The 23167-nt window shown below is 32.7% G+C and carries 29 protein-coding genes; 9 read left to right on the plus strand and 20 right to left on the minus strand.

The genetic code is table 11. The features are described from left to right. Positions 1 to 9: 9 nt before the first annotated feature. From murD to WKH56_RS10455, 5 genes are all read right to left on the minus strand, one after another. Complete coding sequence (gene murD, locus WKH56_RS10435) at positions 10 to 1302, minus strand: UDP-N-acetylmuramoyl-L-alanine--D-glutamate ligase (RefSeq protein ID WP_342835564.1); 1293 nt, start codon at positions 1300 to 1302, stop codon at positions 10 to 12. A 22-nt stretch (positions 1303 to 1324) separates the two neighbouring features. Beyond that, positions 1325 to 2002: a hypothetical protein gene (locus tag WKH56_RS10440; RefSeq protein WP_316910862.1), complete on the minus strand. Its 678-nt coding sequence runs from the start codon at positions 2000 to 2002 to the stop codon at positions 1325 to 1327. Positions 2003 to 2098: 96 nt separating this feature from the next. After that, the gene (lepB, locus tag WKH56_RS10445) at positions 2099 to 2710 is read right to left on the minus strand and encodes a signal peptidase I (RefSeq protein WP_342835565.1); all 612 of its coding nucleotides are present in this window, start codon (positions 2708 to 2710) and stop codon (positions 2099 to 2101) included. After that, positions 2707 to 3471, minus strand: a complete 765-nt coding sequence (locus WKH56_RS10450; protein WP_316911456.1) for a type 1 glutamine amidotransferase — start codon at positions 3469 to 3471, stop codon at positions 2707 to 2709. Before WKH56_RS10450 ends, lepB begins: the two co-directional genes overlap by 4 nt. A 105-nt stretch (positions 3472 to 3576) precedes the next feature. Next, positions 3577 to 4899, minus strand: coding sequence for a MurT ligase domain-containing protein (locus tag WKH56_RS10455; protein ID WP_342835566.1), 1323 nt, complete (start codon positions 4897 to 4899; stop codon positions 3577 to 3579). 112 nt (positions 4900 to 5011) lie between these two features. Between WKH56_RS10455 and WKH56_RS10460 the strand changes: the two genes are divergently transcribed. The 4 genes from WKH56_RS10460 (at position 5012) to WKH56_RS10475 (ending at position 6904) form a co-directional block, all read left to right on the plus strand. After that, positions 5012 to 5329 (plus strand): hypothetical protein, encoded by a 318-nt coding sequence (locus tag WKH56_RS10460; protein ID WP_342835567.1) that lies wholly within the window; start codon positions 5012 to 5014, stop codon positions 5327 to 5329. 83 nt (positions 5330 to 5412) lie between these two features. Further along, positions 5413 to 5889, plus strand: coding sequence for a hypothetical protein (locus tag WKH56_RS10465; RefSeq protein WP_342835568.1), 477 nt, complete (start codon positions 5413 to 5415; stop codon positions 5887 to 5889). Between the two features lie 114 nt (positions 5890 to 6003). Further along, entirely contained in the window at positions 6004 to 6480 is a 477-nt protein-coding gene (locus WKH56_RS10470; RefSeq protein WP_316910857.1) for a hypothetical protein, read from the plus strand. Positions 6481 to 6571: 91 nt separating this feature from the next. Then, positions 6572 to 6904, plus strand: a complete 333-nt coding sequence (locus WKH56_RS10475) for a hypothetical protein (RefSeq protein WP_342835569.1) — start codon at positions 6572 to 6574, stop codon at positions 6902 to 6904. Positions 6905 to 6926: 22 nt separating this feature from the next. Here WKH56_RS10475 and WKH56_RS10480 read toward each other — a convergent pair whose 3' ends face one another. Together WKH56_RS10480 and WKH56_RS10485 are read right to left on the minus strand one after the other, a co-directional pair. Then, complete coding sequence (locus WKH56_RS10480; RefSeq protein WP_342835570.1) at positions 6927 to 7295, minus strand: hypothetical protein; 369 nt, start codon at positions 7293 to 7295, stop codon at positions 6927 to 6929. A 49-nt stretch (positions 7296 to 7344) separates the two neighbouring features. Beyond that, positions 7345 to 7593, minus strand: a complete 249-nt coding sequence (locus tag WKH56_RS10485; protein ID WP_342835571.1) for a hypothetical protein — start codon at positions 7591 to 7593, stop codon at positions 7345 to 7347. A 163-nt stretch (positions 7594 to 7756) separates the two neighbouring features. Between WKH56_RS10485 and WKH56_RS10490 the strand changes: the two genes are divergently transcribed. After that, complete coding sequence (locus tag WKH56_RS10490) at positions 7757 to 8350, plus strand: nuclease-related domain-containing protein (protein WP_342835572.1); 594 nt, start codon at positions 7757 to 7759, stop codon at positions 8348 to 8350. Positions 8351 to 8361: 11 nt separating this feature from the next. Here WKH56_RS10490 and WKH56_RS10495 read toward each other — a convergent pair whose 3' ends face one another. The 6 genes from WKH56_RS10495 to WKH56_RS10520 form a co-directional block, all read right to left on the minus strand. Beyond that, a complete protein-coding gene (locus tag WKH56_RS10495; RefSeq protein WP_342835573.1) occupies positions 8362 to 8799 on the minus strand; it encodes a CHASE3 domain-containing protein in 438 nt (145 codons plus the stop codon). A 188-nt stretch (positions 8800 to 8987) separates the two neighbouring features. After that, a complete protein-coding gene (locus WKH56_RS10500) occupies positions 8988 to 9509 on the minus strand; it encodes a hypothetical protein (RefSeq protein ID WP_342835574.1) in 522 nt (173 codons plus the stop codon). A 113-nt stretch (positions 9510 to 9622) separates the two neighbouring features. Continuing rightward, the gene (locus tag WKH56_RS10505) at positions 9623 to 11428 is read right to left on the minus strand and encodes a DNA cytosine methyltransferase (RefSeq protein ID WP_342835575.1); all 1806 of its coding nucleotides are present in this window, start codon (positions 11426 to 11428) and stop codon (positions 9623 to 9625) included. 97 nt (positions 11429 to 11525) lie between these two features. Further along, positions 11526 to 11702 carry a hypothetical protein gene (locus WKH56_RS10510; RefSeq protein WP_342835576.1) on the minus strand — a complete coding sequence of 59 codons (177 nt, stop codon included), beginning with the start codon at positions 11700 to 11702 and terminating at the stop codon, positions 11526 to 11528. Between the two features lie 149 nt (positions 11703 to 11851). Then, the gene (locus WKH56_RS10515; RefSeq protein ID WP_342835577.1) at positions 11852 to 11998 is read right to left on the minus strand and encodes a hypothetical protein; all 147 of its coding nucleotides are present in this window, start codon (positions 11996 to 11998) and stop codon (positions 11852 to 11854) included. A 272-nt stretch (positions 11999 to 12270) separates the two neighbouring features. Beyond that, positions 12271 to 12471: a hypothetical protein gene (locus WKH56_RS10520; protein WP_342835578.1), complete on the minus strand. Its 201-nt coding sequence runs from the start codon at positions 12469 to 12471 to the stop codon at positions 12271 to 12273. 110 nt (positions 12472 to 12581) lie between these two features. Between WKH56_RS10520 and WKH56_RS10525 the strand changes: the two genes are divergently transcribed. Further along, positions 12582 to 12965 carry a hypothetical protein gene (locus WKH56_RS10525; RefSeq protein WP_342835579.1) on the plus strand — a complete coding sequence of 128 codons (384 nt, stop codon included), beginning with the start codon at positions 12582 to 12584 and terminating at the stop codon, positions 12963 to 12965. A gap of 187 nt (positions 12966 to 13152) precedes the next feature. Continuing rightward, a complete protein-coding gene (locus WKH56_RS10530) occupies positions 13153 to 13779 on the plus strand; it encodes a hypothetical protein (protein WP_342835580.1) in 627 nt (208 codons plus the stop codon). 42 nt (positions 13780 to 13821) lie between these two features. On the opposite strand, the gene mraY is transcribed toward WKH56_RS10530, so the two are convergent. Next, positions 13822 to 14766, minus strand: coding sequence for a phospho-N-acetylmuramoyl-pentapeptide-transferase (gene mraY, locus WKH56_RS10535; RefSeq protein WP_342835581.1), 945 nt, complete (start codon positions 14764 to 14766; stop codon positions 13822 to 13824). Positions 14767 to 14949: 183 nt separating this feature from the next. Between mraY and WKH56_RS10540 the strand changes: the two genes are divergently transcribed. Continuing rightward, entirely contained in the window at positions 14950 to 15516 is a 567-nt protein-coding gene (locus WKH56_RS10540) for a hypothetical protein (RefSeq protein ID WP_342835582.1), read from the plus strand. 61 nt (positions 15517 to 15577) lie between these two features. On the opposite strand, the gene WKH56_RS10545 is transcribed toward WKH56_RS10540, so the two are convergent. From WKH56_RS10545 to WKH56_RS10565, 5 genes are all read right to left on the minus strand, one after another. Further along, positions 15578 to 16000, minus strand: a complete 423-nt coding sequence (locus WKH56_RS10545; RefSeq protein ID WP_342835583.1) for a hypothetical protein — start codon at positions 15998 to 16000, stop codon at positions 15578 to 15580. A gap of 432 nt (positions 16001 to 16432) precedes the next feature. Beyond that, the gene (locus tag WKH56_RS10550; protein ID WP_316910843.1) at positions 16433 to 16648 is read right to left on the minus strand and encodes an alpha/beta-type small acid-soluble spore protein; all 216 of its coding nucleotides are present in this window, start codon (positions 16646 to 16648) and stop codon (positions 16433 to 16435) included. Between the two features lie 77 nt (positions 16649 to 16725). After that, positions 16726 to 18171 (minus strand): flagellin N-terminal helical domain-containing protein, encoded by a 1446-nt coding sequence (locus WKH56_RS10555; RefSeq protein ID WP_342835584.1) that lies wholly within the window; start codon positions 18169 to 18171, stop codon positions 16726 to 16728. Between the two features lie 107 nt (positions 18172 to 18278). After that, on the minus strand, positions 18279 to 19718 hold the full coding sequence (locus WKH56_RS10560; RefSeq protein WP_342835585.1) for a LamG-like jellyroll fold domain-containing protein: 1440 nt from the start codon (positions 19716 to 19718) through the stop codon (positions 18279 to 18281). Positions 19719 to 19820: 102 nt separating this feature from the next. Then, a complete protein-coding gene (locus WKH56_RS10565) occupies positions 19821 to 21275 on the minus strand; it encodes a LamG-like jellyroll fold domain-containing protein (protein WP_342835586.1) in 1455 nt (484 codons plus the stop codon). A gap of 192 nt (positions 21276 to 21467) precedes the next feature. Between WKH56_RS10565 and WKH56_RS10570 the strand changes: the two genes are divergently transcribed. Continuing rightward, complete coding sequence (locus WKH56_RS10570) at positions 21468 to 22940, plus strand: hypothetical protein (protein WP_342835587.1); 1473 nt, start codon at positions 21468 to 21470, stop codon at positions 22938 to 22940. A 23-nt stretch (positions 22941 to 22963) separates the two neighbouring features. Here the strand turns inward: WKH56_RS10570 and WKH56_RS10575 are convergent. Further along, positions 22964 to 23167, minus strand: a 204-nt coding sequence (locus WKH56_RS10575) for a hypothetical protein (protein ID WP_342835588.1), incomplete at its 5' end; no start/stop codon positions are given.

Below are 23167 nucleotides of genomic sequence, written 5' to 3' on the forward strand. Positions count from 1 at the left end.
TAGATTCTCTTATTTAACGGAAAGTACTTTTTCTTTAAAGTGCTTTCCTCTTTCTTCAAAGTTAGAGAACTGATCCCAGCTAGCACAACCTGGAGAAAATAGTAATACCCCACCGTCTGCTACTCTTTCTTTTGCTATTTGAATCGCTTTATCTAAATCTTCTTCTAGAATAGCCTCTGTATAGTCTTTCGCGTCCCTATATATTTTAGGACCACTCTGACCAAAGCAGATAACCGATTTTACTTTACTCCACTCATTTACAAGGTCTTCGTAGCCGTTACCACGATCTAACCCACCCATCATTAATACAACAGGTTCCTCAAATGCAGAAAGAGCTGCTTTGACTGCAGTTGTATTTGTTGATTTTGAATCGTTATACACTTTTAATAGTTCATTTTCTACTACCTTTTCTAACCTATGCTCTACGCCATTGAAGGATTTTAAACCGCTAATTACCTCTTCTTTTGTAGAGTACTCCAGAGCGGCTAATACAGACGCCATAGCGTTTTGTATATTGTGTACTCCTTTAATTCCTAACTCATTTTTATGAAGCCATTTTTCTCCTTCAATCCATAGATGTTCACCATTAAAGTAAGCGGCAGCTTGTTCATTCTTTAGAGAAAAGGATTTCTTTCTCCCTTTCTTTAATTCGGATACTTTTTTAATATGTAAATCATCTTCATTAAAGATAAATAAATGTTCCGGATCCTGATTAATAAATATGTTCTGTTTAGAATTGTGATAGTCTTCAAATGTTTTGTGATAATCAAGATGTGCTGAGAAAAGATTCAACCAAATTGATACATCTGAATTAAAATCCTTTAAATCACGAAGTTGAAAGCTAGACAGCTCTGTAACAAGAACTTTTCTTTGTTCCTTAGCTTCTTTCAAAAAAGAGTTACCGATATTACCAACTGCGCTTGCTCTTTGGCTGTTTTGGTTAAGAATATGCTGAATAAGGCTAGTTGATGTAGTTTTCCCGTTAGTACCTGTAATAGCAATTAGAGGTTGAGCTTTATATCTAAGGGCATAACCAATTTCGTTTGTAATCGTTAATCCCTTTTCCTCACAAATTTCTACTATAGGATGAGAAAATGGAATCCCAGGACTTTTAACAATGTATTGATAACTATCTAATGGAATATCTTCTATATTGCTAAATACTTTTGCATTACTTTCTAATATACTTTCTGGCACACTACCATTTTCCAAAAACACATCAAATATAAGGTTTTGTTCAATTAGATCATTTGCTACTGCCATATTAGACTTACCTAAGCCCAATAATAGATATTGACTCATTGCTGCCACTTCTTTCTTTTAATTAGATTTCATAATCTTCGCCTTTAACGAATTCGATTAGAAAACCATATTTTCTAAAATGGTATTCTATATCTGGTAATGTCTGCTTTATATCTTCTAAGAGCTCTTTTTGATTATAAATCTCCATCATTTCGTGCTCTACAACTGTGATTTCTTTAGAAATGTTACCAATTGTCTCTTCAATACGTTCAAAAACTTTTCCGTATTTTATTCTTTTTAACCCATTATTGTTGCTTAGAAAGTTCTTGCTATCTACATATCTTTGCTGAGTTTCGGTAACTTTTCGTTTTAAGTTAGCTAACTTAACTTCCCGCTCCCTTTCCATCTCGCTAAAGTCAAAATTAAACTTAAGCATTCTTTCGTAAGGGTTAATAGTTGCAAACGATAATAAAAATTGTCCTTTTGTATAATCAAGAACAAGGTTTCCTTCATTTAGCTCTTCTTCATTTAATGTAAACCCTAATTCTTCGATGAGCGGTCTAAGCTTTTCTGCTAGCATATGTTCAATTATATGCTCTTCTGTTATTAATAAGGATGGTAGATGGATGCCTTTTTTTGTCTTTCCTGTTTGAAAATAACGTAACAATGAATCTATTGTATTTTCTTCAATTAAGTTAATTGATTCGTCAATCCACCTCTTAGCCTCAGATAGGTTACGAATAGAATTACTTCTTACCATAGTGTCTTCACCTCTTGAACTTTCTTACCTATACCTAATTCAATTCCTTTTGCACAGTTGAACAAAAGAAAAACCCTGCATAGACAGCAGAGCTTTTCAGGTTCTCATATTCTCTTCTAAATGTAAGGAAACTCTTATCTTTTGAAAAATTGATGACAACCATTGAGCGTTAACGTTAGCTATAATTTTCCCTGAAATATCTTCTTTGGGAATAGGTCCGAAGTGACGACTATCTGTACTGTTGTTTCTATTGTCGCCCATTACAAATATCTCGTTTTCTTTTAACTGAAAGGTTTGATCCGGCTGATTAGCTCTTTCTCTAATTAAAGGTTCACTAACTTTTTTGCCGTTTCTATATATGTAACCATCTATAATTTCAATCTTATCTCCAGGTAAGCCAATTACTCTCTTGGCCAAACTTAGGGGATGTGCTTGACCTTCAATTCTTACATTTTTAAGAGCAACCTTATCGTAGAAGGACAAGCCTTCGTTAGGCTCATCCAAGAGTATATTCCACTTCTTTATGACGATAAGTTGTCCATCTTTCATATTGGGCTCCATTGAGTGTCCGTAGACAAATCCAAAATCAATGACAAATACCTTTAGCAGAAGCAAAATCCCCATAAAGATGAAAATATCGCGCAAATCAGTTAGAAAACGTTTTTTTCTTTGTTTTCTAATTTGCTTCTTTTTTTCTTTTGGAGTCATCCATTTTTAACTCTTTGCCAAACACTATTTCTTGCTTGATTTTCTAACTTATTATCTAGAGCGGTCATCCAATCGTGGGCTGACTGTGCACCAAAGCGATGTTCAATTGCTTTTTCAATAAGAAAATCTGCAATTGTAGGGTTTTTAGGGAGGATAGGTCCGTGTAGGTATGTACCAATTAAGTTTCTATATAGTAAGCCCTCTTGGTTGCTTTCATCATCATTACCATTACCCTTTTCTACATTTCCTAAAGTGTCAAAAGAATGGTATGTACGGCCACCGTGATTTTCGAAACCAACAATATCACCAAATTTTTCTGACTTGATAAGCACATTACCAATTAGGCGAGGTTGTTTTGCAACTGTACTAAAATCTAATATACCCAATGTTTCTAAACGATTTCCATTAGCATCAATATAATCTTTTCCTAAGAATTGATAACCACCACAGATAGTTAAGCCTGGGACACCATTTTCAATCTTTTGTTTTAGTTTACCTTTAATCTTTTGCAACTCATCAGTAGCGAGACTTTGTTCCCTGTCACTTCCTCCGCCAATAAAGAACATATCCATATCATCTAATGAAAGACCATCAGTTCTACTAACTTCAATTACATTGAGTTTAATTCCGCGCCATTCACAGCGTTTGACTAAACTAATAATATTTCCACGATCACCATACAAATTTAACTTGTCGGGAAAGAAATGATAAAGATTTAAAACTTTTAGTGAAGAGGTTTTAGTTTTGAGGGCAGCTTCCAAAATATCATTTCCTAAAGAGAAGCGGTTCTGTTCATTTTCAGTGGCTTTTACTGCTTTTTTTGTATGTTGTTTTTGTTTGTGTTTTTTCAAAGTTTTTCTCTCCCCTTATGAGCTTTTCAATCGTTTAACTAATGCTTTTCTTGTTGGTTCAAGGGCAGTATAGTTTGGAACTACATAGCTATTAACTCTAGAGCTAACTAATTCTTCTACCGCTTTCTCAATGTCATTAATAATCACAATCTTGTCTTCAGGAATACCTGCATACTTCATACGAACAGCCATATCTTCGGCTCTTAACCCGCTACAAATTACTCTGTCTGTAAGTGAGTTTTTAATTTTTTCGTAATCAGCATCCCAAATCCAAGAAATATCTCGGCCATCATAAGCAAGATCATTAAGAACAAATAGATATTGCTTTCTTTCATTATTGTAGTTAGATTCAGATAAGCTTACATTTACACCAGCTGGGTTTTTTGCAAGGTTAAGAACAACTTGTTTGCCTTTGTTTTCAAACCATTCCATTCGGCCATTTTCTACGCTAAACGTATCAAGTGCTTTCTGAATTTGTTCATATGTTAAACCTGATTCCAAACATACACTAATAGCAGCTAGCGCATTAATAGCGTTATATGATCCCAAGATAGGTAAATTGAAAGTTCCTACATTAGTTTTGAAAGATAAGCCTTTGTTCACTTTTAGATTTAGAATTTCGTATTTAGGAGTTTGTCTACCAAATCCACAAGAACAGTGATAGTGACCTAATTGACCGTAGTGTGTGTAACTATAATCTAGCGGCTCCCCGCACTCTGGGCAAAAAGTAGATTCAATCATATTGTGCTGTTCAAATTGGAAAGCTTCTTTTCCTAAGCCAAAATAATCAGCTTCCATTCCAATTCTTCCAAGGCGACTTACAAAAGGATCATCTGCATTAAGCACCAACTTAGCATCTGTGGTCTTAAGTACTTCACCAATTTTATTTACTAAGATATCAATTTCCCCAAAGCGGTCTAATTGATCACGGAAAAAGTTTGTAAAGACCATTAAATCTGGTTTTACTTCTTTTGATACTCGCTCAATAGAACCCTCATCTATTTCAATAATCGCTACGTCCGCTTTCTTACCTGAAACTAAGCTTTCATTGTCAATAAAGGCTGTTGTAATGCCGGTAATCATATTTGAGCCTTCGCTATTATGTACAATATGATAGCCGCTCTCTTTGAAGATGTGGCTAACAATTTGTGAAGTTGTAGTTTTGCCGTTCGTGCCACTAATAAAGATGATTTTCTCTGTTTTATCGGCTAACTTTTTTAATACGTTTTTATCAATCTTTCGAGCAACAACTCCTGGGATGTTGCTTCCACTTTTATTTAACATACGACTAGCTTTTTGAGCCATCTTAGCTGCTAGTACTGATACTTTTACGGGCATTTAAAAAATTCCCCTCTCTAGACTTACTTCTATCTAGGAGGTACTTTTCAAATTTTTTCTCCATACCCTTATGAAAATCACTATAATCGCCAAAAAAAGAGGAGGTGCTAAAATGATCGGTTTACACGATGACGCTTCGCTAATAGCTTCCAATACTTTAAGAGAAATTGCTGATTTCGTTCCTGGTGATTATGAAATACATCACGTATTAATTGATTCGTCTGCCTTATATCAAGAAATACATATACTTTTTTCATTTGAATTAGAAAAAGGACTTTTCCAAAGTAATCAACAATTACGTGAATTAAAGTATGATTTGGTGAACAAATGTGGGGTAATGTATCAAGTTTTTGAAAAAGAGGATAACAAACCAAAAATTATAAAGGTCTATGGTGATAAACAACTTCTTAAAGAAAAAGTGTGGATATAAACGTATTTTAAAGCTGTTCTTTTAAAGCGTTTAAAAATTTAATAAAAGTAAGTTCTTTTCTTTAAAATAAAAGGAGATGAAAGATGAAAAAATATATATTATTAACTGTGGCAGCTTGCGCAGTTCTAACTGGATGTAATGCATCTTATAAAATTGAAGGTAGTTTTAAACAAAGCGTTGTGAACAGTAATAGCGAAGTAACTTTTAAAACAAATAAAATAACGTCTGATCAGGAGATTGCCGTATTCCATTTAAAAGCGAATAAGAATAAAACAATTTCTATACCATACACAGTCAAAGGTCTAGATAATGAAAAGTTATCTTTAAAGGTCGGGAGAAGAATTTCCGAAACAACAACATATGATGAAGATGAGCTAGTAGACTCTTCCACTCATACTTTTGTTTATGAAAAAGAATTAGATAAATCACAAAAGGGAGAAATTCATTTTGTCGCTAAAAAATCAGGTAACTATGCAATTATCGTAGGTAATGGAAATCAAGATGAAGAAACGTCCGATGTTAAAGAAGATATCGAGTTTACAGCAAAACTTCCCAAATAAATATTGTTATTAAGGGAATTTGAGTTACAAGGAAAACGAAAGAAATGGAATTTAATTATTCCATTTCTTTTTAATTGTGGTATGATTTTAAAGAGAAATTTTGGAGGAAGAAATATGAAGAAAACGTTAAAAAGCGGTTCGTTTTGGATAGGAATTGTCATAGGTATTGCTATAATAATAGCAGGACTTGCTTTGTTCTATTATTCGGATGAAAAGCGGTTAGAAAAAGAACAATTAAGCGCATTAAAGCTTAGTCAGAAGAACTTAGAGAAGGACTTTAAAGAATTTAAAAGTCTTCCAGATGCGAAAAAGAATAAGAAGCAATATGTAAAACAAATTGATAAAATATCTAATAGTATAGAGTATGAATATAATGATTTGGTGGAGATAGAACCACCAGAAAAGACAGTTTACATACATACCGGTGTGTTAGATAATCTAGAACTTATTTTAGATAACCTAGATAGTGTAGATCTTCTTATTGATAACAAACACGAAGATGCTGTTAAACCATTTGAAGATTACATAGATGATTTAATGTTATATGTAAACAAAGACATTGAAAAGCAGATTAAAAAATTAAGTAAGTAGTTTAATGCCCATACCGTTGTATGGGCATTAACTCTTATTTGAAAACTAATATGTATTGACGGACAATAACAAATTAATTGGAGTGAAGGAAATGGATGGTTCATTAGTATTCTTGCTGATTATGGCTATAGGGTTTGTTGCTGCAGTGATGAAAAACTATAAAGTTTGGAAAAGTAGCGGAAGAATCAGTTCTATTTATGGAGCGGCGACGATATTTCTGGCTATTTTCTTGCTGTTTGCTGGGAATCAATATATTAAGCAAAAAGAGTTTGATAATAATTTAGATGCTGTATATCAATACTTTAGTGAGGAAGATGTGCATTATGTTAGTTTAGACCTCACAGAAGTAGAAACGGATGCTGGAACATACAAGATTGAGGTTGATCAGGGACTTGTAATGAATGCAAAGTTAATAAAAAAATAAAAGCCATACAAATGGCTTTTTTCTATACCCAAAACACAAATGGCAGCGATAGACCAATTATAGAAATGAAAATAGGGATAATTGAAAGGTCTACCTTTCTTGCTGGGGTAATTTTTAATTTGCTTATAATTAAGAAAACAACTAGGTAAACTATAAATGCAGGACCAAAATACAAATAGTATTTAGCCCCATAATCATTTAACAAAAATGCAAAAAGTAAAGAAGCTACAATACTAGCTAACGTATAAGCAAAGAAGTTTGCTTTAAATGCTTTGTTTAACATTAGCTCGCTATTTACGTTACGCTCCACTTCTTTTATCACATTTAATTCTTTGTGATATGCCTTAATTTCTTCTCTAACTATCTCTCGTATATTATTTGGTTCAGACATATTTATCCCCCCTCTTTTTTACTCATTAGCAAGGGAAAATCCAATACCTCTAATTATTAACAGCAACGTGCTTTTTTATAAACTCAATGTAATAAGTAGCATCGCTAATAGCTTTCTCAATGGCGTTATTAATTGAATCAAAATTCTCTTGTTCTTTATATTTGCAGAAACCTATCTCTTCTGCCCACTCTTCTACTGTATTTGGAATATCATTGTCATTCCAAGGCTGTAAAAAGTAACAGACCTTCATTTCTAGTGATAGGTCGCTAGCTTTTAAATTATTTACTCTTTTCATCATACCAGTTCCTTTTATATCTTTTTGAATCCTATAATTTATGCTGTTTTTTTATAAAGCGTGACAATCTGCTATATAATTTAACCGTTTTATAAAGGCGGTGATTTTTATGCTAATACTTTTAATTGTGCTAATAGTGATAAGTATAATAGCTTTAAGAATTAAAGTGGAAAAAAGAAAGCCTTCATTTGCTGAAATTAAAGGTCTAATGGGTGAACAAAAGGTAAATGATGTTTTAAAGCAACATAATTTAATATATTTCCACGATACTCTGTTAAAACAGGGATCTGTTTCAAGTCAGTTTGACCATATAATCGTCTTCCCTAACAAAACCGTAGTAGTTATAGAAACAAAGGATCGCAATGGCGTTATAACTGGCGGTGCTAATGATGAAAAGTGGTTGCAAGTTGCAGGAAATCAGAACCGCTATTATTTCTATAATCCTATTAAGCAAAATATAGGGCACATTAATATGCTGTATAAGAAAATGGATGAGTACCGTTTGTATGGTTATAGGATTCTTTCTCTTGTGGTGTTCACATCTGACAAGTCCGTTCTAAAAGATGTTCCTAGTGGGGTTATTCATTTGAATGACCTAAGTAGAACGTTAAGTAATATAAACGGTAAATCGTTCTTTAACCGCTCTAAGAAGTTTGTGCATATGTTAAAAAGAGAAGATTTTTCTAGAAGTAAGAAAGAAGTTAGGAGACATAAAGAATTCGCAAAGAGAGCTCCTCATCACAAAAAAGCAACCTATTAAATGGTTGCTTTTTATTTTTGTTCTATTTTCGCATTTATAATTAGCCCTTCTTCTTTGTTCTTTCCTTTGACCAAAACACCGGATACATCCTTAATATTGGAGATAGACTTGCTATCCTTTACTTCCGTTATAATTTTTACTGTTTTACTTTTTTTATCTTTAGTTTCTACAAATGCTTCAATTACTTTAATTTTTGTTTTATCTACTTTTTTATTAAAAAAGATTGTACTTATTGAATCCAATTCATCTGTTAATGGATTTTTTACTGATAATACCTGTTTAACCTTATAAGTGTGAACGATTCCTTCGGAAACGTCTTTTTTGACTTGCTCTAGCCACTTATTTGTTTCTACCGCTTCTTTATTTGCACTATATGTAATACCAGCTAATACTAATGCTAATGCAATTGACCATCCAAGACTAATAAAGAGATTACGCTTTTTACTCATACCATTCCTCCCCCTTTTTGTATGGTTTAATTTCTAAAATTCATTTTTAATATATTGCTTATTCCCTTTCCTTTTTGTATGTGTAATTATTTAATGTAGAACTCTAAAGTTAAAAGAACGCATAAAAAAACAGATGACGCTATATTAAAGCACCATCTGTTTAAATCTTTATTGGTTTACACTAATGCTCAAAACGGTAAATCGCTATCAGGAATACCTACTCCCCAAAACGGTAAATCGCTATCGGGAATAACTACTGCCTTCTCGTAACTGTTTTTTTGTTCTTTGTTTGTACTCACTTTGTTGATTATATTTGTATCTACATTTGCGTACATAACAATACAACCATAACAAGACATCCCAACTTTAAGTGAACAAGAGCAACGGCAATCCATACAAATATATGCATCCTCTTCTCCCTTAAGAATTAACTCGTAGTCTTCTGGTTTTTTGTGAATGGAATATGACCCAAATACTTGTTTGATATAATTGACCTTTGCATAGAGAACTTCTTTTTTTAACTTAGTGACAAGTGAAGTTTCTTTTAGACGTTTTGTTAGGACAACAACTTCCTTCTTTTCACCCGTATGTACATCTCTACTTCCATTAACAATTATAAAAGTCTTAAAACTATCTTCTACGATGCGATCAATTGATAAACTCGTAAATTGAGTGTTTTCTTCCTGTTTAGCAATTAGATATTTTTTCATTTTACTTCCTCCAAAATTCATATTTTAAATATAATAACCTCTATATTCCTTTATAAGGAAAGAAAACAAAAAAACATCGTAATATGAATTACGATGTTTTTTAATGTTTACGATTAAGCTGTTACTAAAGTTGGTTTAGCAAAGCCCATACGGATATTGTATTGTTGTACAAAATTTAGAATTGTAGTAGCAACACCCATTCCTATACAAATTGGAACCCCGTTTACAGGTTGTTGTTGTCTGCTACTCATTTTTTCGCCTAAGAATATAAAATGATCTGGAACACTAAACAAACGTGCAACTTGTCTAACACTTAGTCCATTTAACCCTCTTGGTGGCAAGATGTTTGCTTTTCTGTAATTAGCTAGACTAAAGCTTGGTTTATTACTTTCTAACCGACGATACGTAGTACTGTGAGTACTAGGTTTCTTAGGCTTTTTACCTTTTCGTTTTTTAGGACGCATTGAATCAGTTAACAAATATTTAGGTAACACCTTCCAGTTCCTACCTTGAGGGACATATTTTCTTCTCTCAACTACTAAAGGATCTTTTGGTTTTGAAATATCTAGTTGATTTGGAACTGAATCATCTAAGCCTTTTAAAGCCTCTCCAACTGTTTTATAATTCTCTGGTCTTACTGTAGGCTTTGGTAAATCAATCTTACCTATTTTTGAACCAATAATAAATGCTCGTTTTCTTAATTGAGGATCACCAAAATCTGCAGCGCATAAAATTCCTGCAGTAATCTCAAAGTCACTTAACTCTTCTTTTATTAACTTCAAAACTTCCCCTTGGTAAGCTGTAAGAATCTGGGGTACATTTTCCCAACAGAAAATTTTACAATTTTCATTTTCCTTAATTGCTTCAATTGATTTAAGTATAAGAGGATAGTCCTTGTGATCTTTCAAACGTTTATCGGAGCGATTTGAATTTGAAAAAGCGGTACACGGGCTTCCAAGAACCATAATTGCTGATTTCACAATTTTTTTCAAATCGTACTTTTTGATATCTGCTTGTACAATATGATCGCCTAAATTATGCTTGTATGTTTCTACGGCACCTGCTTCAAAATCTAAAGCGAATTTCAACGTAAATCCAGCCTTTTTAAATCCGTAATCCATAAGACCTGCACCGCTAAATAATGAACTTATTTCTAACGGAATAGCAACATCTCTTAAAACATTTTTAACTCCAGAAAACGCATCGTTTTTAGAGTCATCAGCAAATGGACTTTCCTCCATAAAAAAGTCAAATGAAAGTTGTCCAGCGGCTACTTTGTTTAACTGATTTCTTCTCAGGTAAACTTCGTACTTCTGTTTTAACTCTAATCTTGGTTTAATATCAATAATCTTAGAAATTTTTCTTAATGCTTTTTTGCTCACATTCTTAGCTTTAGAAATGATTGTATTGCTTTCTTGTGAGTTAGCAATATCCTCAACTTCTACATTTTGAAAACCTCGTACACGAATTACATCTTCAAAAATTTCAATGTCTAATTGATCCGCTCCTGAAAATGCAGATAAAGCTTGTTTATCACGAACATCTATTACAGATTTTAGTTTTCCTGCTTTGCGTCTCTTAATTTTGCTTTTCAAATTAAGAGCCACAAGTAATTTTTCAGATAGAGATTTGTGTCTACGACTTAAAGCTTTTTTCTTTGAAACAGTAATTGTTCTTTCAGCAAGTTCTTTCTCTTTTTTAGTAGGTTTAAGTTGTCTATAAGAAACTGTGTTACCTTCTTCTGTAGATGGAACAATTAAAATCTCTTTTGTATTGTAATCGACAATATACTTAAACTTGGTACCTGCTTTAAACATAGTCTTCATTAGCTCTATGTCTTGAATGTAAAGTCCTCTTTCGCTTTTCTTTGCTTTCCGTTTCTTTATAATATTATTCTTAATAGAATTAATTAATTTCATTATTAAGCACTTCCTTAAATAATTATTTTCAATATGATAGATCAAAAAATAAATATTTGATAAAAAACACAAAAAAGAAGACTAGAGCTTAAATGCTCTAGTCTTCTTTAACTGACTTTACTCTGTTTATTTCTTCGTTTGCAGCTGTTAGAAATAATTTTAATTCTTTAATTTCATTGGTTAGTAAATGCTTAGTTTCGCTATGGCTTACCTTTGGTAGATCGTCTATATAGCTTTTTAGCTTAAATTCTAATTCATCTTTCCAAGAAACCATTGTCTCAATTCTTTTAAAACGTTGCTCTTCTTTTCCGCTATCATTTGTGTTCGGCAGAAAAATCGCTCCTTGTTTTTTCTGCTATTTTGCCCAGTGTGATACTTGTGTATCCGTTTATATTTAATTAAATAGCAAAAAAAGTGCCGCTATTAATCGGCACCAAATTTATTAATCTCTGTTTTTAATTTTAATATGTTTTTTGGCTTATCTAGTTCTCCGTTCTCAACGAGGATTAGAGTAGAAATTTTTGTTGCATTCACATATTCCCCGATTAAACCGTCCAATACGGCTATCATTGATTCTGCAATAAAATCTTCGACATCTGCAGAGCTGTAAATAACCCCTTTGATATGAATGAAGATATCCAGCTTCCCTGGATCATTCTCTGACTCTTCTAGTTCATAAAAAATATCCTTTGAGCTAATTGTCTTATCATCAAAATGAATAATAACCTCTTGAGCGGTTGCTTGTCGTAAAGCAGTAAAGTTCCATTTGTCTTTTAATTTCTGTGGAGCAGAGTTTATAAGGTAATATACCGTTTCAAATAAGTCTGTATTTCCGTTTGCTGTTACAATAAATTCTTTTTACCTTCTGATGAATTTGTCACAATTTCAAACCCTAAGTAAGGATTATATTTCTCAAGACACTTATAAATCTTATAAAAAACTTTTTGATAGTTGTCTTTATTGATCTCACGAAATTCCTTTTCGTGAAGAGAAAACCACTTCCAGAAGCGTCTTGGGTTTCTTTTGGCAAAAGTTGATAGCATATAATCCCTCTTTCCTGTTTGTTTATCTATGTAGTTAATTATCTTTTTTTAATGAGATGTCTTGTATAATTTATAATTCACTTAAAACTAATGAAAGTGAGTGGATATAAATGAAGGCAACTTTTGACATCAATCGAGTTTTGTTACTGGACACAACCTTTGAGCCACGTATGCTTGAGGAAGGTCAAGCAGTGATAGGGGCAATAGAGGGAGAAAGTGTTTTTATGGTCAAAATAACATCTGAACAAATGGATAATATCCGATTGCAGGCAAAAGCTGAAAGTCAATTAGGTTCTTATGAATACACTAAAAAGGCTTGCGATGAACTTAAGGAAATGCAAAAAACAATGCGTAAAACAGAAAGAAAACTATTAGAAAAACTTCAAAGTCTTTGTCCTCACAATAATAAATATAAAGTAGGGGATAATGAATTTTTAAATTTTGATGAAGATTCTTACCATAAATGCAAAGATTGTGGCAGCATATTAAAATAATTAAATTACATTAGACGCTTACAATGGGAGAAGCAAGCGTTAAATTTTTTTATAATATCTAGTTGCAATGTTTAGTTATTACGTAATACAAGTTTACCTTAGAAAAAATTAGGAATAAGATGCCATTTTATTCTTATAAATGATAAAATAGGTTGTTACTTGAAAATTTTTACGTAGGGGGATTCTAATGGGGAAATACTCGCATAAATCCGATTATGAACTTGAAATAATGCGTGAACAAGGTGGGGATTCTTTAAACGACTCCTTAGAAATTGAAATTGAGTTAGAAAATAGGGGTTACGAGCAAGATGAAAACGGTTATTTTGAATTTGAGCCTGAGCATAAATCGAACATACACAACGACGTTTATGTAGGAAACGAAGAATCTGGTGATGGATTTCTGTTTAAGTTTTTTTTGTGTGCGGCTTTTGTAATCTTTTGTTTGTTTGGCACTCCTATTATTGTAGGGTATGCAATTAATTTTTCTTTCTTGATTTATATAGGTTTTATTCTGACTTTTGCTTTTATGTATTTGGGTAAGGCTGTCCTACCAACAGTGAATTTTCTCTTCTACTTGGGTTGTTTTGCGCTAATGACAAGGTTCTATGCAGACTTGGTTGGATATTGGGAGCAAACTAGCTATCTAACGTTTGTTCATAGTAATAGTACACATTTTGTAGATCTTCTTAAATATGCAGTTATCTATATATTCTATATAGCCATCGTCCCCTACTTACTATTTAAAACAGTTAAGACAATTACTCTGGCAGCATTAAACAAAAAAGACAAGTCTGATTTAGATATTGAAGGATAAACAAAAAGAGAGCCACAATGATTGTGTGACTCTCTTCACAAACTAAATAAATAATAAGCTAGCTAATGCTAGTACTAAACCTACTGCCCAAAACCCTCGTACTACTTGAACTTCGCTAAAACCACTTAGCTCATAGTGGTGATGTAAAGGACTCATTTTAAAGATTCTTTTCTTTCTAATCTTGAATGAAAGAACTTGTAAGATAACTGATAGTGTTTCTACAACGAATACCCCACCAATAATAGCTAGTAAGACTTCAATTTTTAAAATCACAGCCATTCCTACCAGTGCTCCACCAATAGCAAGTGATCCTGTGTCTCCCATAAATACTTTAGCTGGATTTCTGTTAAACATTAAGAAACCAAGTAGACTTCCTACGAATGCTACAGCGAACATTCCTACTTCTGAATTCCCTAAACTAAATGCAATAATACCAAAAGTACCAATTGAAATAATACTTGTTCCTGCTAATAAACCATCTAAACCATCTGTAAGATTTGTTGCATTCGTAGTACCAATCACTAGGAATAAAACAAATACATAATAGAACCAAGATAACTCAATAAATGTTTCTGTTCCAGGAATATGAAGGCTCGTGTCTAGGCCTTGCTTATGTAAAAAGAATAAGAAAATAATTGAAATAACAAACTGTGCAGCGAGCTTTTGCTTGCTTGTTAATCCAAGATTTCGTTTAAAGTAAATTTTAATAAAATCATCTATAAAACCAATTGCTCCATTACCTAATGTGATAAAAAGTAATAATAAAATTTCCGGCTTAATTTCAATAAATGATAAAGTAGTAATAGTTAGGGTAAACAGGAATAATAACCCGCCTAGTGTTGGTGTACCTGACTTCTTTTTATGTGATTCTGGCCCTTCTTCTCTTATACTCTGGCCAAATTGAAAATTCTTAAGTAAACGAATAAAATGTGGTGCTAATAATATAGAAATTAAAAATGAATTGAACAATAGCATAAACAATTTCATTTATAAGTTTTCCCCTTTTTATGTAGTTTTTGAACGTCTTTTAAAATGTTTAATAAAGGGAGCTAATAACCTTTGAAAAAACCCAAAAAAATATTTATCCCCATTTTAAGAAAAGAAGCCAAAAACCATTATGCCATAATTGATTAATAAAATGATAAAAAATATATGACTGGAGGCTTTAGCTTGGAGCTAAAAGATTGGTCACATTCAGAAATAATTGTTTTGGAGGAAAGCCCTAAGCAAGGTGGAGAGTTAGTAACTCTTGGGCTGCGTGGTACTTCAAATAAGTACTATTACATATTAAGCGGAAATTCTAAGAAAGGATTTTCTATTAAATGTATGAGCGGTATAGGGCGTAGTCAAACAAGTATTAATTGGTTTGTGTACTACTATATTGAGCAAGAAATGAAGCGGCACTTATACGAAAAATACCCTAGTCTTGAACTGAAAGAAGTATTTGCTAGCCGTTCATATATTGAAAGTACTTTTAGTGAAGAAAAAGTCAATGCGCAACTTAAATTAAAAGATTGGTTTGTACACTTTTCTACAGTTATATCAGCTACTCTTGTCGCCATAATAGCTATTGCCGTGTGTTTTGCTTTAATAGCAATTAATCAAACCTTGCTACCTCTACTATTTATTATTGTGCTAGCCACTTCATATTATATGAGCACAAAAGAGGCATTCAAGTCTAGACTGGTTCAATATCAAATATTTAAACATTATTCCCAACAGGCTAATCGTATTTAGAATCTCATACTAACAATGTTAAAAGGCTATCTTTAAAATAGCCTTTTAATTTTACATTTTATCAGGAATTAAAAAGTTTTGTAGATGGGTTCCAAGTTCGCTTGGTACTTTTGCTTGATAAAACAGAAACAACCTCATAACCTAAAACTCCTGGAATTTCTAAGTCATCTTCGTCATATTGACTTTCCATTTGTAAAATATCAAATAGTTCATTATGTAAATCCTCGTTGGTTATCTGCTCTATTAACTCAAACATATACTTCTCTACAGTACTTTTAAATGTGGAGGTATTATCTCGAGAGTAGAAATCGATTGCATATTTGCCATCAGGACCGCTACCTAGAGGGTTAATTGTAGATATACTTGGGTACAAATTAGAAAATTTTGCTCCAGAATCAAAATAATTTAGTAAGTAGCGAAATGCTAGACCTTCGTTCGATTTGTTAAGCTGCACGCTAACTTTAATGTTGTTATAACCTTGCATTTTATTATCATCCCTTTTTATTTTTTAACGTACTTTTATCTTACTTTCATTTTGCCGCAAAAAATAAAATAAGGAAAATGGTTAAGTTTGGGTATGTAAACACTCAAAGCTAGGGTGAATTTGGTTACTTTTTGTTACCTACTCAAAAGATTATTAGATAAAAAGAGCTTTAATAATACTACTTTTATTTGCAGACTAGCTTATTTCTACTATCTTTTGGTTACTTTTCGTTACCTTTAAGTGATTCAAATACGCTAAGACATTGTTATGTTAGTCTTACATTGTATGGTTTTCATTTATTCTTATGGTTACTTTTTGTAACTTAAATATTTTATGTGTACGAAAATTAAGTATGTAGTCTCTTATTTAAAAGTTATCACAAAGAAAAAACCACTAAGAATTTTTATATTCTTAGTGGTCTTATAATGCTCATTATCGTACTGAGCCACCTGATAAAGATTGTTGCGCTAAAGCTACTAAACGTTTTGTGATTTCTCCACCTACAGAACCATTAGAACGAGCAGTAGTTTCTGCACCTAATTGAACACCAAATTCTTGAGCGATTTCGTATTTCATTTGCTCGATTGCTAATTCTGCACCTGGATTTACCAATTGATTAGAGTTGTTTGAACGTGTTTGTTTAGCCATTTTATATGACCTCCTTGTAAGTTTACTTGTAATATCTGCTAACAAGGAATCTTTTATACACGCTTATTATTATTTTTTTAAGAAATTAACATATTTGCTATCTCTGTGTTGGCATCTTGGCGTAATTTAAGCATTTTCATTATAGTAGCTTGTTGCATTTCTACCTTAGTAAGTTCGCTTGATACATTTGATAAATCTATCGCCTGTATTTTATTTAGACTATCTTTATAGTTAGCAACCAGCTTTTGATTGTTTTGAATTCTAAAATTAATCTTATTAACAAAGGATCCTGCAGCAGATTTGTGCTTAGTAACCATATCAATAGCTCTGTCTAATCTATCTGAGAGATCTGAAGGAATAGTTGATAAGTCTTCAATACCTAGTTTGTTCAAATCAAGTGAAGCAAAACTCATAGTTAAATTGCCCGTTCCACTGTTAAAGTTTATATTCCCTTCTCCTGTTGTGACAATCTGTGCATTTTTAAACATATTACCAAAGTTATTATTTCCGCTAGTATCAGCAACAGTAGTACTGAACTCCCCATCATCAAAAAGCCATTCACCAATAAGTTGATTGCGGGATACGTTACCATTGTAGTTATCTGCCATTTCTGAGTCACTTAAAGCTCGGCTATATATTCTTGCATTGTCGATTGTTCCATAAACTTGTCTAGAATAACCACCAGCACCCACATCATTTTCTCGTCCAAATCTTAAATCGATATTTTTATCAGCATAACCACCCGAAGTAAGAGAGAAAGTCGAATCTAATTTTCCATTTATATAGATTTTTGCTACGTTATCCTCGAATACACCTGCAATTGTCGTGTCTTCACCTAAGTTTACTTTACCTACAGAATTGTAATAAACCTTACTAGGAGTAGTGCCTTCTTTATATATGGCGACTTTACCGGTACGAGTAACCGTTAAATAATAGTTACCTCCTTTTGCTAATACTAAGCCTCTATCTTCCCCAGTCTCTCCCGAAGAATATTTATCTAGGTTAACTGTTGCTTCCATTGTTATTGAGGTTCCTTGAACTTTTAATGTGTCGTTATTTTTGACAATTACCATATCACCTAAGTTCGTAAGTTTAAGCTTTCCGTTGATGTTGTCGCTTGCAATTTTTTTATTGTTATAAGTAAGTCCGTTTAATTGATCTTGAATCTGAGTTTGTAGCTTCGTTAATTTTTCTTGAATAGCTGTTTTATCAGCAGAGCTAATTGTACTAGACTGATACTGAACAGATAAAGTCTTCATTTGTTTTAAAATGTCCTTTACGTTGCCATATGTATCTTGGACAATTTCTGCGACTGATTTAGCATCCATTAAATTTTGTAGTCCGGCTGTATAGCCATTTAGTTGCGCCTTTAGTCTTTCGCTTACAGACAGAGCGGCTGCATCGTCTTTTGCGCTATTTATTCGATTCCCAGTAGTGTATTGCGTCTGTAGTTGTTGATATTTTTGGTTTAATTTTAAATAGGTTCGTTGAATATTAAGATAGTCTGTATTAGAAATAGTCATACCTATCCCCCCTTTTACAGGAGGAATATATTCGGTTTTAACATTATAGCAAGCAGATTTTCGAAATAACAAAAGGCTCCTACCGTTACGGCTAAAGCCTTTCTTACTTAATATTTAAATATTGATAAAAGAGTATTCAAGTTGTTATTCTCTGTATCTTGAACCTGTTTGAGTAATTTCGCTACAGTAGACTGCTGCAGTTGAGCTTTTGTAAGTTCGCTCGATACGTCTGTTATGTTAGCCTTTACAATGTTATCAATACTCTCTTGATAAATAGCAGCCATCTTATCATTATTAGAAATCCTGTAATTGATAGTATTTTCATATGCTCCTGCCTTAGATCTTTGGGCAGTTACTAAGTTAATGGCACGGTCTAACCTTTCTATAATATCTGATGGAATTTGTGACAAATCTTGAATTCCCAATTTATTTAAAGTAAGTGTTGAAAAATTCATATTTAGCTCACCTGAACCTGAACCAAAAGACATACTTGGATCTGTTGTCGCTAGAATTTTTGCATTTCCCATCAGTGTACCAAAGTTGTTATTTCCACTGGTGTCATATGCAGTAGAATCCGCATCATTGAAAAGCCACTCCCCCATTAAGTGATCACGCGTTACATTACCGCTGTAATTATTAGAAACTTCTACGTCACTTAACGCTCGATCATATATTCTTATATCATCTATTGTACCATCTAACTGTCTACGATAATTATTATTGTCTTCTAAACCAATACTTGCATCAGCTTCCCTATCTTCATATCCTGCGCTCCTTAAAGTAAAAGTTGAATCCAATTTACCGTCTATATAAATCTTTGCAGTAGTCCCCTCAAATACTCCGCTTATTGTTGTATCTTGCCCTAATGAAATCTTCCCTACAGATTCACGATAGCCGCTTGGAACTGAACCATATTTGTAAATACCTACGCTACCTGTAGAATTTACGGTTAAATAATAGTTCCCATCTTTCCCAATTACTAAAGCGCGATCATCATAGTAGTCTCCAGAATTAAAGCTCTTTAGGTTCACTTTTGCTTCAAGAGTAATAGAAGTACTATTCATTTGGAGAGAAGAGCTGTTTGCGACTTTTACTGTATCACCGTATGAAGACAAACTAAGTTTTCCATCAACTGAATCCGTAGTGATTTTTTGATTATTAAAGGTTATATTGCTTATTTGCTTGTTTATCTCATCTTGCAGTGAAACAAGCTGTTTTTGAATAATACCTTTGTTTGATGTACTTGTTGTACTACTTTGATACTTAACCGCTAACGTCCTCATATCTTGTAACATATCGGTTACGTTTTTATACGTGCTGTCAATTGTTTGAGCAATAGATTGTGGGTCACTTAAAGAGTGATTATCTGTGGTAAACCTACTCATTTCGGCTTTTAATCGTTCACTAACTAGCAGGCCGGCCGGATCATCTGCAACAGAGTTAATACGATTCCCAGTAGTATTTTGAATTTGTAAATTTTTTAAAGAATTGCTAACTTCGTAGTTGGTATATAGCAGCTGTGTGTATATTGAGCTAAATGATGACATTTAAATCCCTCCTTGTTATGAAGGAATATAAATGAAATATTGGCTTGAGCAAGCAGATTTTCGAGATAGAAAAAAGTCTATACAAAAGAGTTATATAGACTTTTAATATTTAGAGATATCTAAAGGCGAAACTAACATATTTACGGTTTTCTTATTGAATTTTTGAATGTTCTCTAACAAGTCAGCTACTGTATCTTGTTGCATTTGTAATTTAGTAAGTTGGCTTGAAACTTTTTGTGTATTTGCACTTCTAATATCATTAAAGCTGTTTTGATACTTTTCCATTAACTTTTGGTTGCTCTCAATTCTAGAATCTAAAGAACGAGTAACAGCTTCACTTTTTGCTATTTCCGATGAAATTAAGTTAAGGGCTCTATCCAACTTATCTGAGGTGTTCGATTGTATCTGTGATAAATCCGCAATGCCAAGCTTACTTAGTGTTAAAGTTGAGAAGCCGATTCTCATATTACTCTCTCCTGTGCTAAAGTTCATATTTGCATCGGAATCGTTAATTACTTGAGCGTGTCCAGAAAAAGTTCCAAAACTGTTGTTGCCGCTTGTGTCATATACGACTGAATTTAAATCTCCATCATTAAATAACCATTCTCCTTGTAAATGATCTCTCGTCACATTTCCCTTGTAGTTATTTGAAACTTCTGAGTCAGATAATGCTTTATCATATATTCTTATATCATCAATAGTTCCTGTGAATTGTCTTTTAAATTTAGGGCTATTTTCAAAACCAATCGTTAGATCAGCCTCTCTATCTTCATAGCCTGAACCAGGTAATGTGAAAGTTGAGTCTAATTTTCCATTAATATATATCTTCGCCGTATTACCATCAAATACACCGCTAATGGTTGTGTCTTGACCTAAACTAACTTTTCCTACTGATTCGCGATAACCACTTGAAGATGTTCCATATTTATATATCCCTACACTACCAGTAGAATTAATTGTTAAATAATAGTTGCCGTATTTCCCTAATACAAGGGAGCGGTCATCAAGAGTTGTACCAGGAGCATAGCTTGTTAAGTTTACCTTCGCTTCCATTGTTATAGAACTACCACTCATTTGCAGAGCTGAATTATCTGCCATTCTAACAGCATCTTCATATGTCGATAAATCTAATTTACCTTTAACAGAATCAATCGTTATTTTCTTATTTTCGTATTTGAGGTTTTTAAATTGATTTTGAATGTCGCCCTGTAATAGGAGGAGTTGCTGTTGTATCTTATTTTTCTCTTCTATACTTGTAGCCGAATCTTGATATTTTGTCACAAGATTTTTCATCTGCCTTAAGGTGGTAGCTGTTTCTTGATATGTAGTCCTTACTAGCTCTGTAGCTGACTTTGCATCTTTTAGATTTTGAATTCCTGTACTATAGCTATTGACTTGTTTTTTTAACCTTTCGCTTAAACTTAAACCAGAAGCATCATCCCCGGCTCCATTAATGCGGCTCCCTGTAGAAATTTGTTTTTTAAGTCGCTCTATAGTTTCGGTAAGTTTGTAATTGTTTTTTGGTAGTTGGATATATGCTGAATTAGAAATTGTCATAATATCATCCTCCTTCTTTTCTTAAAGGAATATAAATGTTTTTTCTAAAGCAGCAAGCTATTTTATAAAATACCATTCAGAATAATAAAATTTAGTTTAAAGTGGTAATAATGGTTAATTGATGAAATATTCTATTACCCTTTTTCTTATGTGCTATAATATGGTCAAAGAAATGAGTAAGAGGTGTAACTGATGGCTAAATCTACACTACCTAAATATTTCGTAATGGAAGTATGGGATGAGATTAAAGCTCATATAAATATTCCAGACATTCAGGAATGCTTTAAGGAGAAAGATGAAAATTTAATTATTGAAAAAATATACAATGAGTCTTATGTAAGTAATGAAATATATGAAAATTCATTTATCACTAATGAATTAGAAGTTAAAGAAAGCCTAAGAATTAGTAAAAAAAGAAGGAATCAAACAAAAAAGCGCTGGGTTCAGTCTGCTATAAAGGACTACGAGAAAGGTACGTCAAAGAAGGTAAAAGAGTTGCGTTTAGAGTATGAGGAATTGATCTATTTTTTTGAAGAGAAAGCTAAGTCTAACTTGGTAAACAAGTTTTTAGGGGAAAATCCACAAGATATTATTGAAGAAACAATTTTCCAATTAAAATCTTGGTGCGATGACACAAACAGCTATCTTGCTAATTATCCTTATATTTTAGAAAAGTCTAATTCCCAAATTGAAAAAGCTCTAACAGCGGATATTACTGTTTTATTGGGTGATTTGTTGCTTAAAAAGTATAATGGCAAGATACAAGATGTAATAGTAGAAAAGCCGTACTCTTACGTGGACCACCCTGTTTTTTCAGAAGTACGTGGAAAACTTGAACTAGAAGAGGAATTGACAGAAGAGGAAGTTGTTAAACACTACTACAACGATTATAAGGTTACTCCTGACTACAACGCACAGATGATTGTTGAACCAGAATATGCTCAACAAAAACTAGTAGGTGTTTTAGATAAAACTGACGAAAGAATTTTTGCTGAAGTTTTAAATCATAGAAATGGTCTCTTTGCCACAAAAAGAAAGATTTTTGTGGAAGTTGGAAAAATTATTAAAGCTCTTTATAAATCAGATAATCTTAACACATATAAATTAGTAGCCGAACGATTAGTGAAAATGAGAAGCGTAACTTTTAACATAATAACAAAGGACAGGTATACAGCATTCGGTTTATTTGATTATGTTGATGTAAGGGATGAAGATGGTGTTTGGATGGCTGAAATTACTGTTAATGAGCAAATATATCAAGAATACCTTAATAAGCAGACGATTAGAATGTATAAAGCTGTAATTCAAAAGTTTGAATTACCTATCTCAAGAATACTTATATTTGCTTTGCAGAAAGAAAGATTTTTAGGAAAAGACGATCAACCTAACAAGCAAGTGTATCCTTATATTTTCTTCCTTGCCAAGGTGAGATTTAAGAATAAAAATAGAAAAGAAAATTATAAACTTATAGAAGATTCACTTCAAGAAATGGTCAATAATGGAATCTGCATAAAAGAATTTAAACGTGTAGGTGATTCTTTCCATATAGAATATATTCCTATTACAGAATATGAAGTTGAGGATTTATTGGACTCTTCTCCAAGAGTTAAAGAAATTATTGAATTAACATCACCTTCTCAATTGTTAGAGAGTGCATCAAATTAAATTTTGGATAGACCTAAGAACTCTTAAGGTCTATTTTTTTTTGCACTTATTATCTCCGCCATAAACTCTTTTTTGTGACCAAAATGCCGTAGTAAGTTTTGATTTTTGTGACCATTTCTCCGCCATAAACTCTTTTTTGTGACCAAAACTCCGCAGTAAGTTTTGATTTTTGTGACCATTTCTCCGCCATAAACCCCTTTTTGTGACCAAAACGCCGTAGTAAGTTT

Source organism: Priestia sp. SB1 (genome assembly GCF_038898415.1).